11 protein-coding genes are annotated in these 14,016 nt (G+C 74.0%); 2 read left to right on the forward strand and 9 right to left on the reverse strand.

Translation table 11 applies throughout. The features are described from left to right. Positions 1-56: 56 nt before the first annotated feature. The 6 genes from ACIQNG_RS19320 to ACIQNG_RS19345 form a co-directional block, all read right to left on the reverse strand. Positions 57-761 (reverse strand): type I-E CRISPR-associated protein Cas6/Cse3/CasE, encoded by a 705-nt coding sequence (locus ACIQNG_RS19320; protein WP_401486412.1) that lies wholly within the window; start codon positions 759-761, stop codon positions 57-59. Continuing rightward, on the reverse strand, positions 758-1,714 hold the full coding sequence (cas5e, locus tag ACIQNG_RS19325) for a type I-E CRISPR-associated protein Cas5/CasD (protein ID WP_401486414.1): 957 nt from the start codon (positions 1,712-1,714) through the stop codon (positions 758-760). Before cas5e ends, ACIQNG_RS19320 begins: the two co-directional genes overlap by 4 nt. Beyond that, positions 1,711-3,075, reverse strand: a complete 1,365-nt coding sequence (locus tag ACIQNG_RS19330) for a type I-E CRISPR-associated protein Cas7/Cse4/CasC (protein ID WP_401437021.1) — start codon at positions 3,073-3,075, stop codon at positions 1,711-1,713. The genes cas5e and ACIQNG_RS19330 overlap by 4 nt, the downstream gene beginning before the upstream one ends. Continuing rightward, positions 3,072-3,659 carry a type I-E CRISPR-associated protein Cse2/CasB gene (gene casB, locus ACIQNG_RS19335; RefSeq protein ID WP_401486416.1) on the reverse strand — a complete coding sequence of 196 codons (588 nt, stop codon included), beginning with the start codon at positions 3,657-3,659 and terminating at the stop codon, positions 3,072-3,074. The genes ACIQNG_RS19330 and casB overlap by 4 nt, the downstream gene beginning before the upstream one ends. Continuing rightward, positions 3,652-5,253, reverse strand: a complete 1,602-nt coding sequence (locus tag ACIQNG_RS19340) for a type I-E CRISPR-associated protein Cse1/CasA (protein WP_401486418.1) — start codon at positions 5,251-5,253, stop codon at positions 3,652-3,654. The genes casB and ACIQNG_RS19340 overlap by 8 nt, the downstream gene beginning before the upstream one ends. 255 nt (positions 5,254-5,508) lie before the next feature. Continuing rightward, positions 5,509-5,685, reverse strand: coding sequence for a hypothetical protein (locus ACIQNG_RS19345; protein ID WP_401486420.1), 177 nt, complete (start codon positions 5,683-5,685; stop codon positions 5,509-5,511). A gap of 252 nt (positions 5,686-5,937) precedes the next feature. Between ACIQNG_RS19345 and ACIQNG_RS19350 the strand changes: the two genes are divergently transcribed. Further along, positions 5,938-10,050, forward strand: a complete 4,113-nt coding sequence (locus tag ACIQNG_RS19350; RefSeq protein WP_401486422.1) for a hypothetical protein — start codon at positions 5,938-5,940, stop codon at positions 10,048-10,050. A gap of 116 nt (positions 10,051-10,166) precedes the next feature. Beyond that, positions 10,167-11,075, forward strand: coding sequence for an RNA polymerase sigma factor SigJ (gene sigJ, locus ACIQNG_RS19355; RefSeq protein WP_401486424.1), 909 nt, complete (start codon positions 10,167-10,169; stop codon positions 11,073-11,075). A 49-nt stretch (positions 11,076-11,124) separates the two neighbouring features. On the opposite strand, the gene ACIQNG_RS19360 is transcribed toward sigJ, so the two are convergent. The 3 genes from ACIQNG_RS19360 to ACIQNG_RS19370 all read right to left on the reverse strand — a co-directional run bounded on the left by ACIQNG_RS19360 (position 11,125) and on the right by ACIQNG_RS19370 (position 14,015). Further along, positions 11,125-11,865, reverse strand: coding sequence for an SDR family oxidoreductase (locus ACIQNG_RS19360; protein WP_401486426.1), 741 nt, complete (start codon positions 11,863-11,865; stop codon positions 11,125-11,127). Between the two features lie 144 nt (positions 11,866-12,009). Next, on the reverse strand, positions 12,010-12,789 hold the full coding sequence (locus ACIQNG_RS19365; RefSeq protein WP_401486428.1) for a response regulator: 780 nt from the start codon (positions 12,787-12,789) through the stop codon (positions 12,010-12,012). Continuing rightward, positions 12,786-14,015 carry a sensor histidine kinase gene (locus tag ACIQNG_RS19370; protein WP_401486430.1) on the reverse strand — a complete coding sequence of 410 codons (1,230 nt, stop codon included), beginning with the start codon at positions 14,013-14,015 and terminating at the stop codon, positions 12,786-12,788. The genes ACIQNG_RS19365 and ACIQNG_RS19370 overlap by 4 nt, the downstream gene beginning before the upstream one ends. Position 14,016: the final 1 nt, after the last annotated feature.

The raw sequence follows: 14,016 nt of genomic DNA on the forward strand, positions 1-14,016 counted from the left end.
CGATGGGCCCCGCTGCTTGCAGCGGGGCCCTTCGGCGTGTGTGGGGTGGGTTTCGGTCAGCGGATGAGGATCAGGCCGCAGCTGTAGGCGCGGGCGTGGCCGAGGCCCTGGGTGAGGGTCGCGACGAAGGTCTGGGGGTCGGTGACCGTGAGGTTTCCCTTGATCTCCGCGCGGGCGATGCGCAGGCCCTTGTGGGGTGCCGGGCTGGAGACGCGCGGGAGCATGCGCACGGCGAGTCGGGTGGGGTCCGTGTCGGCTCCGATGCGGGTGACGCCGTCGGGGGCGACCGCGGGCTCGCCGGGTGGTTGCAGGCGGCGTTCGAACCAGCGCTTCACATGGTCGGGCCGGGTGTGCGGGACCCGGGTGCCGCGGGTCCTGGGCGGGGAGCCGGGCGGGGGCGGGATGCTGCGGACCGGGTTGACGACGGTGCGGAAGTCGACCCGGTCCCCGGCGCGGAAGGTGCGGTCGACGGTGAGGATCTCCGGCGCCTCGGCCAGGGCCGCGCGGGGGATGCCGGACCAGTCGGCGGGGACCGACGCCTGGACCACCAGGTGGAGCCGCGCCCGGTGGAGGTCGACGGTCCAGGTCGACAGGACGCCCATCCGGGCCCGCGGGTCCGGGCCGCCGTCGTCGGGCCGGTCAGGGAAGCCGCTCATGACGGTGCGGTGCATGTCCTGGGCGTCGATGAGTGATTTCCCGGCGTAGGGATGCCGTGCGTCCAGGGTGAGCAGCGTCTGTGCGGCGACGAATTGGGCGGTCACAGGATGATGTCCCATCCACGGGCGTGCGGGGCGATGGTGACGCGGGTGCGGGTCTCCCAGCGGAGGCTGTGGACGCCCCCGTCGGCGCCGAACCGCACCGGCTGGTCGGACAGGGGGCCGACGCCCGGCAGCGGGCGCGGGCTCTCGATCCAGGCCCAGGGGCGTACGCCGGTCACCGGGCGGGGCGGCTCACCGTCGTGGCTGACGGCGTCGGGGAGCAGGGCGTGGGTCTCGAACGCCTCCCTGAGGGTCCCCGGAACGACGCCGAGGGCCAGGTCGCCCGAGGGCGGGCAGGCTTTGCGGCCGAGCCAGAGCAGGCGTTTCGGATGCTCCAGGGCGTGGCCGATCCGTTCCAGGAGCGTGGCGTCCGGGTGCTCCAGACCGACGAGGAAGGCGGCGTCGGCGAGGTACCAGCGCTCGGTGATCAGGGCGTGGCGGCGGACCTGCCCGGACACCAGCGCTCCCGAGGCCGGGTCGGCGGTGACGTGCTTCGGTGAGCCGTACCAGGAGTCCAGTTCCGCACGGCCGAACGGGGCCTGCTCCGGGCCGTCCGGCGCGGGGGCCGTCCTCGCCTTCGCGGCCCGCTGGTGATCGGTGATCAGGTCGCGCGGGCGCAGCGGGCAGGTTCCCCCGCCCACCGTGTGGTAGTCGCGCAGCGGGGTGCCGGGGCGGTCGGCCCGGACTCCGAAGACCGTCTCGGCGAGTTCTCCGAGCGGCTCCTCCCGGGGCAGGCCGAGCGCCGCCGCGCACAGGCCGATCAGCCCCGACTTCGTGGGACGGCTGTGGGTGTCGCGCCGGGCGAACCGGCCGGTGAGGCCCCAGGACTGGAGGGGGCCGGCCAACCTGATGAGCAGGACGTGCGGGGCGGGCTGGGCACCCGGGGCAAGTGGGGCGGGCTGGGCGGGCCGGGCATCCGGGGCAGGTGGGGTGTGCGGGGGGTGCGGGGCGGTCACGGGGTGAGGTCCTCCGCTCGTTCCACCACGGCCAGCGACTCCGGGAGCCCCAACTCGCCCAGGAGCGCGTCGATCTCGGGGTCGTAGGTGAGCAGCCGCGCGGTGCGCAGATCCTCGCGGCGGCGGCTGACGAACGTATGGTGACGCAGCAGTCTGCGTACGGCGGCGGGGCCCGCCGGCCCTTCTCCGCCCGCCGACACCGGGCCCTCGTCCACCGGACGCTGGAACGCGGAGGCGTAGTTGTAGGGCCGCTCCCCCTCGAAGGCGAGAACGAGCGCGGGGAGTGATCCGGTCGACGCGGTGGAGTTCTTCTTCGCCTCCGGGAACGCCTCCACGAAGGCGTTCACGAATTCCGCCTCGGCCTCGGAAGCCGCCTGTTCCGCCTCTTCCTCGGCCATTCCGGCCACCCGCAGATTGGTGCGCAGTTGCGTACGGTCGAGAACCGCGTGCCGGTAGAACGTGCCGGAGATCAGGGACTGGTAGCCGGTCATGCCCGCGCCCGCGTCGTCGGCGGCGTCGAGGAAGTCCAGGGCATTGCGCTTGCGGTCAAGTTTCGCGTCGTCGGCCGCGGCGTAGAAGTCCTCGATCTGTTCCGACTCGTGCACGGTGAAGGCGTGTCCGGTCTGGACCGCGCCGTCGACGTTCGGGGAGTCGGGGATCTCGGCGAGGAAACGGCCGTAGAGAGCGATGTCCACGGCGTCGCGGGGGGCGAGGGCCAGCAGAACGGCGTCGCGCGTGGCCTTGGGCAGGGGCGGCAGGCGGACGGCCGCGTCGGACGGCGCCGGGGCACCCCCCTCCTGCGGCTCCTCCGCGTCCGGCTGCGGCTGCTCCTTCCGCCGGCCTCCGCGGCGGGGCTTCTTCGCCTCGGCGCGGGCCTGCGCTTCGAGGTACGTGTCGCGCCACTGCTCGACCTCGGCCGCCCGGCCGGCGATGTGGTCGGCGATCCTCGTTCCGGCGTCGGACGGCGCGAAGACGAGGACCTTCGTCAGATCGGCCACCGTCTTCTTCTTCGGGTCGCCGAACTTGAGGCCGCTCGCCTCCATCACCGCGCGGGCCGTGACCAGGGCCCTCTCCTTGTCCCAGCCGTGGGCGGATTCGAGGGCCCGGCCCGCCAGGAGCGCCCACTCCCGGGTGCGGACGCCCATGCTGCGCCCCTTGAGGGCCCCGCGGCCCGCGTTGGCGCGGTCGCGGGCATGGACCCGCTCGGCGCGTCTGCGGGCCTGGCTGGTGATCATGTGGCGTTCCACGCCGCCGAAGACGAGGGTCTTGGGCTGGGAGTTCTCGTCGCGTACCGGCAGGACCGCCGCCAGGGTCTCGATCAGGTGCAGGGAGAGGAACTGGCTCCGAGATGGCTCGGTCACAAGGTGGTGTCCTTCCGCTTCGTGGGTGCGTGGAGTGCGTCCCGGATCCGTTCCGGCGGGGTGTGGAACTCGACCGACCACTGATAGGCGACCCGCGCCCTGCGGTCGTTCCAGCGGATTACGTCATCGGTCAGTCCGGTCCAGCACGGTGGGGGCTGTTCGCAGGAGCGGAGCCGGGTGACCGCGTGCTGGAGGTGGCGCCAGGGAATGCGCCGGCTGGCGACGACACGGTCCACGAGCCGCTGGGCGCCGGGATTGTCGGGGCCGCGTCCGGTTCCGTCGCCGATCCGGCGGGCCGCCTCACCGAGGCTGCCGCGGCCGTACGAGGGCTCGGAGCGGCCCCGGTGGTAGAGCGCGAAGAGGAAGGCCATCTGCTCGAAGAGGGCGCGGTGCTCGTCGCCGCCGTACCAGCCCGCGCGGATGCGCGCGGGGGTGAGGGCGCGGGCCCGGCGCAGTTCGGCGAGGGTGCCGGAGTCGCGGACGCGGACGAGGGTGGTGAGCCAGGTGGTCAGGGCGGCGCTGTCGTGCGCGACCCGGGCCGTCCCCTCGATGTCCCCCGCGGGTAACGGGCTGCTGTCAGTCATGGGCGATCTCCCCTCGGAGTTCGGCGGGGGCCCGGTCCGCGGTCATGGCGTCCTCGAAGAGCCGTACGGCCCGGGCCCGCGCACGATGGTTGCGGTCGCTCGGCGGCAACGCGTCGAGGCGGTGCAGCAGTTGGGTGCGGGCCGTCGTCGTCACATACGCGGCGTACGCGATCAGCGGCTCGGAGACGGGGTCGTCGTCCTCCGGTCCCCGGTCGATCACGTCGTCCAGCAGTTCGTGGAACGGGTTCTCCGCCGCCGGCCAGAAGGCCCACCGGGCGTCGAGCCGCGCCACCTGACCGGCCTCGTCCGCGGCCCGCATCGCCGGGAACGCCGTCTCGGCGGCGACGACGGCCGCCTTCTTCAGGCTCCCCGCGATGTACTCGGCGATGTCCGAGCCGCGGCGGGAGGCGCGGAAGAGATGCGCGGCCATCCCCGGGGCGTAGGGGTACGCGCCGTGTGTCCAGCTGAGCGGCAGCGTCTGGTTGGCCAGCAGGCCCACGGCCCAGAGCTGGTACGGGGCGCCGTCCCCCCTCCGGTCGTAGGGGAGGGACCGCAGCCGCGCGTACAGTCCGGTCCGGTCGTCCCGGACGGCGCTGTAGAGGGCGTGGGCCTGCTGCCAGAGCGCTCTGCTGGGGGACGGCCACAGCGGTTTGCGCAGGCCGTTGGTCGTCTCGCTGTACACGGCGTCCTGGAGGTGCCGCTCCGGGTCGAGTTCCAGTAACTCCCCGGCTCCGATCAGCACGCGGTCGACGGTGACCGCACCGTGCGGTCCGCGCGCGGGGCGCAGGAGCACGGAACGCCCGAGCGCGCTGTGGAGGTCCGCGGAGCCTCGCGGCACCCTGGGCTTCGCCTTCGTACGGAACGTGCGCCGCTCGACGCCCCCGGTGCTCCAGGAAGTGTTGAGCGGCGCTCCCGGCCCGTCGGGCGGATAGAGGTTGAGGCGCAGGGTCTCGCCGAGCGTGCGCCCCAGGGCGATGACGCGGATCCGTCCGGTGAGTCTGCCCGCGGCGAGGTTGGTGACCTTGGCGCCGAGCCGGGTCCCGGACATCCGGGCCCGCCCGTAGGGGGCGTAGACGTGCTGGGTGAGGGTGGCACGGAAGGCGTCCGCCGCCGGAAGCGGGTTGTCGCGCTCCAGGTGGTGGTGGTCGAAGTGCTGGTTGTAGTCCCCGGCGTGCTCGATCACCAGTTGCGCCGTGCCCGTACCGCTCTCGATGAGGTCCGCCGCCAGACCGGAGTTCTGGAGCAGGGGTGTCGAGGGGTGGAAGAGGTCCCAGTCGTCGTCCGCCTGGTCCACCAGCCATCCGGCCGCGGGCGAGAGGTCGTGGCCGCCGACCACCCAGTCGCGCCATTGGGCGTCGGAGGACGGACAGGTGCCGGAGGCGAAACAGACGGCGAGCAGGTGCTCGACCACGGCGACGTTCTCGCCCGGTGAGGCGCAGTCGAGCGCGGCCAGTTCATCGGCGCGGGTGAGGAGCGCGCGCAGGGAGTGGTGCGCGGGGGCGCCGTCGAGGGCGACGGTGGGGATGCAGGGCTGGTGGCGGGGGTCCCAGCGCGGACGGCGGCCGACGGGTTCCCGCACTTCGGCTTGGGGCACTTCATGTCACCGCCTTCGGAGCAACGGCCAGTTAGGGGAGGGGAGTTACTGCCACCGGACAGCGCACTGCAGCACGGCAGCAGGGCGGCACGGCAGCAGGGCGGCAGGGCAGAACTGGTGCCACCCGGACAGCCAGGAAGCTAGCAGGCGGTAACCGGCAGGGTGGGGCGGTTCGGCATATCCGTCCCGTGCCCCGGCGGTGGGGTGCGGGGATCCGTGGACTCGCGGGCGACGGCGACGGCGACGACGACGCCGTCACCGCGACCGCCGTCGCATGAGGATGGTGAGGGTGGTGCGGGCGTCCTTGCGTCGCTCCGGGGTCGGGGCCAGGACCGAGACGAGGGCTACGGCGAACAGGACGCCGGTGTAGAGGACGCCTGCGCAACCGCTCAAGGCCGCGGTGTAATAGAGCAGTTGGGGGATCTCGGACACGGTCCGCTCCTTCTTCCGGGAGAGCCGGATTCGGCTGCTGCGGTGAGGGCCTCAGGGTGGCGGGGACGTCGGGGTGGTGGCCACTTGCCGCTGACTACCGGTCGTGATCTCCGCAGGCAGGAGCGCTGGATTCGGGCGAGGCCGCGCCCAATTTGCGGTGGGATTCGCCGGTGAGTTCCGCTGGTGGGTTCCGCCGGTGGGTTCCGCCGGTGGGATTCGCCGGTGGGATTCGCCGGTGGGTGAGGAGAGCTGGTGGGCGGTTCGCCGAGACGCGCGCGGGACGCGTTGGGCGCCATGGTGGACAGGGCGTGGGAGGTCTCCGGGCTGCGCCCCGCGGAGGTGGTGCGGGAGTTGGGGATCGCCCGCTCCACGCTGAGGGACTGGCGCGAGGGAAGGACGGTCCCGGCACCGGCGCGAGCGGATGACTTCTGGTCCATGCTGCGGATGTTGCGGCACGGCTCCGGCCGGCCGATGTACACGGACGCCGAGTGGACGGCCGCCTTGCGCGCGGCCCAGGAAGAGGCCAGGAGCGCGCGGGAGGGACAGATCCTCGTCCATCGCCGGTGGGATCCCCGCCTCCGCTACCTCGGGGTGCACGCGCCGGCCCTCGACCTCCCCTCGGTCGAGGTCCGGGGGCGGACGGCCGAGCGCGCCCACATGAACAGGTTCGTCCGCGACACCCGGCGCGGGGCGGCGGCATATCTGTGCTGGCACGCCGACGCCCCCGTCGGCAAGACCACACTGCTCGCCGACTACGTACGACGACGGCCGCCGGCCGACCTCGACATCCTGACCTTCTTCGTCTCCTCGGCCCACGGCACGGACACCCGGGCCGCCTTCCGGGAGGAACTCGCCGCCCAGGCCCAGCAGTTCCTCGGCCGGCCCGGTGAGCCCGTCCCGAACGGGGTGCGGGAATGGAAGCGCCTCTTCAGCGACGCGGCGGAGAGAAGCGTGCGCCAGGGGCGGACGCTGCTCCTCGTGGTCGACGGTCTGGACGACGACATGGCCTGGGCGGGCCGCGGGAGCATCGCTGCGCTCCTGCCGTCGCCTCCGCCTCCCGGCATGCGTGTCATCGTCTCCCTCCGGCGCCCCGCGTGCTTCCCCGACGATCTGCCCGCACGGCATGCGCTGCGTCAGGGCGGGCATCTGCGCACCCTCCTGGGCGTCCCGGGGGTGGCGCGGGTGCGGCAGCCGCCGCCGGATGTCACCGCGCTGGGCGTCATCGCGCCGGATGTCATCGCGCTGGGCGGATCGGTCGCCGCGTTCCTCGCCGTGGCGGGCGGGGGCCTGCGGACGGCCGACCTGGCGGAGCTGACCGGGCTGCCCCCGGACGGGCTGGACCATCTGGTGCGGGGGCCCGCCGGACGGGCCCTGATCACCGACGATCCCGTGCTCGGGACGTACGCCCTGGCCGACCCCGGTCTCGTCCGCGCGGTCCGCGAGGGCCTGGGGGACGAGGAGGTCCTACGGCACACCCGTGCGCTGCTGGCGTGGTCGCGGTCATGGCGTACGGCGGGCTGGCCGGAGGGGACGCCCCCGTACCCCTTGGCGCATCAGCTCCGGCTGCTGACGGACGCCTCGGAACGTGCCGCGTACGTCCTCGACGTGCCCCGACTGCGGCGGCTCGCCCGGACGGCCGGAACGGGTGTCGCACTCGCTCAACTGGACGCCTTCGAGGCGGAGATCGACGCGGCGGCCGGGGTCGCCGGCTCTGCCTACGGCGTCGGCTCGTGTGTCGGTGTCGGTGTCGGTGTCGGTGTCGGCTCCGGGTTCGGGTTCGGGTCCGGGTTCGGGTCCGGCTTGGACTCCGCGTCCGGGTCCGGGAGTCTGGCCGTGCTCGTGCCGCTGTACGCGGTGCGGGGGCTGCTGCGTCGTGAGGCGCCTGACGTGCCTGACGGGGCTCCCGCCCTGCTCGTCCGGCTGGGTGAGGTGGAGCGCGCCGTCGGTCTTGCCCGCTCCGCACCGGAGGTGGGCGCCCGGGCGGTGCTCCTCGCGGAGGTGGCGGTGGAGTCGGCGTACGCGGGTCGGGCCGACGTGGACGCCGTCGTACGAGAGGCGGTCAGGTGGCTGGCCCGTGACCGTGCCGACCGTGGCCTCCCCGGGACGTACCGGGCCCCCGAGCCGCACACCCGGCTCCTGGAGGCCGCCCGCGCCCTGATGGCGCTGGAGAGGCCGGTCGCCGCCCGGTCGCTGCTGCGTGCCGTGGTCCGGGATCCGGCGGCCGGGACCGGAGTCCTCATCCGGACGGCGGGACTGCTGGAGACGGTCCACGAGCCGGACGTCGTGGCGGCGTTGCGGGAGCGGGCGGAGACGCTGAGCGCGGGGGACGCGCGCGCCCGGGCGTCGGCGGTCGATCTGTGGGGGGCACTGGCGCGGGCCGTGCCCTCCCTCGGCCCGCACGCCGGTGACCGCATCCAGGCCGTCTGCGGGGAACTCGGCCCCTCGGACGGGCTCGGAGCGATCGACGTCCTGGCCGTCGGCGCCTCGGCTCTCGCCCGGCTTCCCGCCAAGCGGCATGAGGAAGCGGCCAAGTTGATGCGCAAGGCTCTGGCCCGGACGGGCGAGGCCATCAAGGCGCTGAAGGCGTCCGATGCGCTGCCCGAGTCGCCGCCCGATCGCCTGACCGAGTCGCCGCCCAAGCCCCTGTCCGATTCCCTGCCCGATTCCCTGCCCGCTTCCCTCTCCGAGGAGGACCGGGCCCGTTTCGGCCGCGAGTTGGCCGGGACGCTCACGCGTCTCGCGCAGGCCGTGCACGACGCCGGAGTCATGCGGGACGCCCTCCACGACGTCAGACGCCTGCTGGACGCCCTGCCCGAGCACCGGCGCGTCGGCGTGCTCGGGGATCCCCTGCTGGAGCGGGCGGAGTGGGTGGTCGAGGACGCCGAGAACGACAGGTCGCGGCGGTACGGCCACGGCGAGGCCACGGCCGACGCCGCCCGGGGGAGGCGGGCGGCGGCGCGGAGGGGAGGCCCGCCGACCTCGCGCCCGGAGTCCCATCGGGTGACCACGGGTCTGCCCGTCCCCGGCGACGGCCCGGGCGTCGACGCCCCTCACCTCGCGCTGCTCCAGGAGGCGGAGGGTCGACTGGCCGCGGGGCACCTCGTACGCAGCCGGGAGCTGTTGGAGGCGGCCCTGCGGAGCAGCCCCGCCCCGCGGCGGGCGTCGGCCTCGGACCGCCCGCCCGTACGGGACGTCTGGACGGTGGACCTGTGCCAGGCCCTGGGGGTGGTCGGTGCGTTCGATCAGGCCGAAGCGCTCGCCGTACGCCTGCCCGAGCGCCGGCACCGGGTGCGGCACCTGGCGGCCCTGTCCCTGGGCTGTTCGCTCGGCGGCCACGACGACGCGGGCACCCACTACGCGCGCGAGGCGGCGGCGCGACTGCCGCCCGACAGCGGTGATCGGGGATGTCTGGCCCACGCCGTGGCCCAGGCGCTCGCCCACGCCGGCGAGGGCGCCGCGGCTTCGGCGCTGGCGGCGGAGGGCGGCGCGGCACAGCGGCGGCAGGCGGCGACGGCCGTAGCGGCCGGGCTGGTACGTCGCTGTCCCGAGGAGGCGGCACGCGTCGCCGAGCCCCTGGTGGCCGCCGCGGCCCGGCGGATCAAGGACGGGAACCTCGGGCGCCCGCTGCGGACGCTCCCCGAACTGGCCGCTCTGCTGCTCGCGTTCCCGGACCCCGGGCGGCCCGACCCACGGCTGACGGACGCCCTCCACCGCACCGCGCTCCACGTGGCCCGCGCCCCCGCCCCGGGGCCCCCGCCGTCGTTGGCCGTCCTCGTCCTGCTGGAACGCCTCGGCTGCCTCCCCGAGGAGAGCGCCCACGCCGTCGCGGGCCGGGCCGACCGATGGCGGCGGTCGCTCCCGCCGGGGCAGGAGCCGTACGGGGAACTCGCCCTGCTCCACGTCGTGGAGGGCGACCTCGACGCGCTGTGGCGCCATGCCGAGGCGGCACGGACGTCGCAGGGGCGAGCGGCGGTGCTCCACGCGGCGGCCACGCACCTGGCGGGTGCCCAGGTGGCGCTGGCCACGGACAGCCGGGCCGGGGACCGGGTGATCCGGGGCTGTCTGGCCCTCGCCCGGGCGGTCGGCCGGGGGTCAGGCGAGGGCGGTTCCGCCACCGGCAAGGAGACCGCCCGGCATCTGGCGCGCGGGCTGTCGGGCTCCGGTGACTGGAAGTCCGTGATCCCCTTGCTCCCCGCTCTCGCCCCCGGCGCGCTGGGGCGCCTGGGCGTGCTGGCGGGGGACGTCGGGCCAGAGGGACTCATCGGAGGCGGAGGCGGAGGCGAAATCGGAGTCGGAGGCGAAGTCGGAGGCGGAATCGGAACCGGAGGCGGAATCGGAACCGGAGGATGCGACGGCCTGCTCTGATGGTCAACATCGGCATCCGGTAAGGCAGTTCATCTTCCTTTCGGGTTCCTCTCGGGTTCCTTTCAGGCGTCGTCAGTGGCCGCCCGGAGCGGTCCGGCGAGTCGTACGGTGGCTCTATGACGCACGTCGACCATCCCCTCGACCAGGCCGCGAAGGAGTTTCAGCGGGAGCGGGCGCGGTTGTTCGGGATCGCTTATCGGATGCTCGGAAGTGTGTCCGAGGCCGAGGACGTGGTGCAGGACGTGTGGGTGCGCTGGCAGGAGGCCGAGCGGGGGGAAGTACGGGACCCGGGGGCGTTTCTCGCACGGATCACCACCCGGCTGGCCATCAATGTGGCGCGGTCCGCGCGGATGCGGCGCGAGGCGTACGTCGGTCCATGGCTGCCCGAGCCCGTCGACACCGGGGTGGATCCGCAGATCGGGGCGGAGCGCGGGGAGGCGATGGAACTGGCCGTGCTGCTGCTGATGGAGAAGCTCGGCCCGGTCGAGCGGGCCGCCTATGTGCTGCGCGAGGCGTTCGAGTACGGGTACGCCGAGATCGCGGAGATGCTCCGGCTCAGCCAGGCCAACACCCGCCAGATCGTCAGCCGGGCCCGCAGACGGCTGGCCGCCGAGCGCCGCGAACCCGTCGACGCCGACCAGCACCGGCGGCTGCTGGACGCGTTCGTCGCCGCCGCGCGCGACGGGGACGTGGCCGCGCTGGAGCGGGTGCTGGCGGACGACGTCGTCTCCCGCTCCGACGGCAACGGCATGCGCGGGGTGGCCCGGCAGCCGGTCGTCGGCGCCGGCCGCACCGCCCGTGTCACCTCCTTCGCCCGCGCCTTCTTCGCCGGGGCCACGTACTCCGTCGTCCCGGCCAACGGGCGGCCCAGCCTGCTGCTCACCCGGGACGGCGAGACCCTCGCCCTCGTCAGCGTCGAGGCCGGCACCGGATCCGACCGGATCGACGCGCTCTACTGGGTGATCACGCCCGAGAAGCTACGGGCGTACGAGCGGTCGGGGCGGCGGGATGGCCGGGAGGGGTGAGGGAGCCGGTGAGGCAAGACACCGGGGTGGTGTCAGGGGTGCCGGGGTGTCAGCCGTGGGTCAGCCAGTCCTCGTACCGGGTCGGCGCCACCTCCGCCTTCGTCCCGGAACCCGTCAGCACGTCCGGCATGCCCGCGAACAGGCCCGCGCTCTCGTCCCGTACGACCGTGCGGCCGTCCGGCTTCGCGGCCAGGGTGAGTTCGGCGAGGCGGTCGAGGGTGTACACCTCGGGGCCGGTGACATTGCGGATGCCGTACGCCGGTTCGTCCGTCGCCGCGTCGGCCACCGCGGCGGCGACATCGGCGGAGGCGATCGGGCGCAGCGGCTGGGACGACAGCCGTACCTCCGTGCCCCGCGTGGACAGGTCCATCACGGGCGCGACGAACTCGAAGAACTGGGTCGTCCGCACGATGGTGAACGGCACCTCGCTGTCCCGCGCCGCCTGCTCCTGGGCGACCTTGGCCCGGTAGTAGCCGTAGTCCGGCACCTGGTCGACGCCGACGATGGACAGCACGACGTGATGCCGTACACCCGCCTCCCGCTCCGCCGCGAAGAGGTGGTCGGCCGATCGGGTGAAGAAGGTCATCGCCGCCTCGGGGTCGAGGTCGCGCGAGCCCGTCACGTCCACGACCACGTCCGCGCCGGTGAGCGCCCGGGCCAGGCCCTCGCCGGTGACGGTGTCCACACCTGTGGACGGTGAGGCCGGCTCCGCGTCATGCCCGCTCGCCCGCAGCAGCGGGATCACCTGGGAGCCGATGAGGCCCGTACCGCCGACAACCACGATCTTCATCGCCGTCTCCGTTCGCTGTTCGCTGTTCGCTGTTCCGATCCGACCTGTGTCCCATGCGCCGGTATCACCGGCTTTGCGGTTCTGGAAGGAAGACAGGACGGCGGGCGGAGATGTGACAGCCGGGCGGAGATTCGGTGCGGACGGTCAGCCCAGCAGTCGGCGTTCCTTCGCCACCGCCACGGCGCCCGCCCTGGTGTCGACGCCCAGTTTGTCGTAGATACGACGGAGATGCGTCTTGACCGTGGCCTCGCTGATGAACAGGGCTCGGGCGATCTCACGGTTGGGCAGGCCCTGGGAGAGCTGGCTCAGGATGTCGCGTTCGCGGGACGTCAGGGTCGGCGCGGGGCTGCGCAGACGAGCCATGACCCGCCCGGCGACCGGCGGGGACAGCGCCGTACGGCCCTTGGCCGCCGCGTGGATCGCCGCGAACAGTTCCTCCGGGCCCTCCGCCTTGAGCAGATAGCCGGTGGCGCCCGCCTCGATGGCCCGGGTGATGTCGGCGTCGGTGTCGTACGTCGTCAGCACCAGGACGTGCGGGCCGCCGACGCCGCCGACACCGGTCCCGGCTCCGGTCCCAGTCCCGGTCCCGGTCCCAGTCCCAGTCCCGGTTCCGGTCCCAGTCCCGGTTCCGGTTCCGGATTCGCCTCCGTCCGTCGTCCGCTCGGCGACCAGGTGGCGGGTGGTCTCCACGCCGTCCATGCCCGCGCCCAGTTGCAGGTCCATGAGGACGACGTCGGGGGCGAGTTTGCGGGTCATCGCGATGGCCTCCTCACCGCTGCCCGCCTCACCGACCACCTCGATGTCCGGGGCGCTGCCCAGCAGCGCGAGCAGCCCCGCCCGTACGACCGCGTGGTCGTCGCAGAGGAGGATGCGGACCGGGGCTCCCCTCGTACCGCTCACCTCGTGGCCTTCCGTGTCGCTCATGTCCCTCGGCCTTCCGCCGCGTCCGTGAACAGGGGGACCGACGCCGATACGACCGTCCCCTCCCCCGGCGCCGACTCCACCGTCAGCGTGCCGCCCAACTGCCGCAGCCGCGCGCGGCTCGCCGGGAGGCCATGGCCGCGCGGGCTGCCCCTCCCGGCGCGTTCGGCGGTGGTGTCGAAGCCGATGCCGTCGTCCGCGACGTCCAGCACGATCTGGTCGTCCAGGCAGGTCAGGGTGACCGCGGCGGTGGTGGCCCGGGCGTGTTCGCGTACGTTCGCCAGGGCGCCCTGCGCGATCCGCAGCAGGGCCGCCTCCACGGCGGGCGCGAGAGGCGCGCCGGGAGTGCCCTCCGTGTGGAGGCGGACGGTGAGGCCCGCCCGGGACTCCCGGTCCGCCACCGCCCGCAGCGCCTCGGGCAGACCGCCCGCCTCCGCCAGATCGGCGGGGGTGAGGTCATGCACGAAGCGGCGGGCCTCCGCCAGATTGCTCTCGGCGATGGCGGCGGCCGTACGGACATGGCCGCGGGCGGTGTCCGGGGCGCCGTCCCACAGCCGGTCGGCGGCCTGGAGCAGCATCCGCTGGCTGGACAGGCCCTGGGCGAGGGTGTCGTGGATCTCCCTGGCCAGCCGCTCGCGCTCGGCCAGCGTGCCCTCGCGGCGCTCGGTCGCGGCCAGTTCCCGGCGGGTGCGGACCAGGTCGTCGATGAGGGCGCGCTGCCGGGCGGCCTGGCGTTCCATCGTCAGGAAGACCGTGGTGGCCACCGCCGCCACCGCCGGGGGCGCCAGCAGCACATTGGGGTCCGGCCAGCCGGCCAGTTTCAGCTGGGCCGCGGCCGTGAGCGCGGTGAGCAGACAGACCAGGGTCACCGCCGCGCGCAGCGGCAGGGTCCGCAGACCGGTGTAGAAGAGCGGCACCGCGCACCAGGCGAAGCTCGGCGCCAGCACCACCAGCACCGCCCAGGCGGCCACCACCGCGCCGAGCCAGGTCACCCGGCGCAGGGTGAGCCGGGCGCCCAGCGCCGGGCCGAGCACGTAGAGCGCCGCCAGCAGCACCGACAGGGTGACGACCAGAGGGGTCAGCGGGTCGCCGGGGTGACGGGAGAGGTAGCGGGCCAGGGACGCGCCGAGCAGCACGAAGAAGGCCGTGTGCATGACGAGGGTGAGGGCGCGGGTGTCGTCACCGGCGTCGCGAGCCGTCCGTGGCGGTGGTCCGGCCTCGGGTCTCATC

It is taken from the genome of Streptomyces sp. NPDC091377 (assembly GCF_044757045.1).
GTDB lineage: Bacteria > Actinomycetota > Actinomycetes > Streptomycetales > Streptomycetaceae > Streptomyces.

What these genes read in the sequence shown, in the direction of transcription:
- casB (WP_401486416.1), bottom strand. Translation starts at nt 3,659, where the DNA reads ATGACTGACAGCAGCCCGTTACCCGCGGGGGACATCGAGGGGACGGCC.
- sigJ (WP_401486424.1), top strand. Translation starts at nt 10,167, where the DNA reads ATGACGCACGTCGACCATCCCCTCGACCAGGCCGCGAAGGAGTTTCAG.
- ACIQNG_RS19360 (WP_401486426.1), bottom strand. Translation starts at nt 11,865, where the DNA reads ATGAAGATCGTGGTTGTCGGCGGTACGGGCCTCATCGGCTCCCAGGTG.
- ACIQNG_RS19365 (WP_401486428.1), bottom strand. Translation starts at nt 12,789, where the DNA reads ATGAGCGACACGGAAGGCCACGAGGTGAGCGGTACGAGGGGAGCCCCG.
- ACIQNG_RS19370 (WP_401486430.1), bottom strand. Translation starts at nt 14,015, where the DNA reads ATGAGACCCGAGGCCGGACCACCGCCACGGACGGCTCGCGACGCCGGT.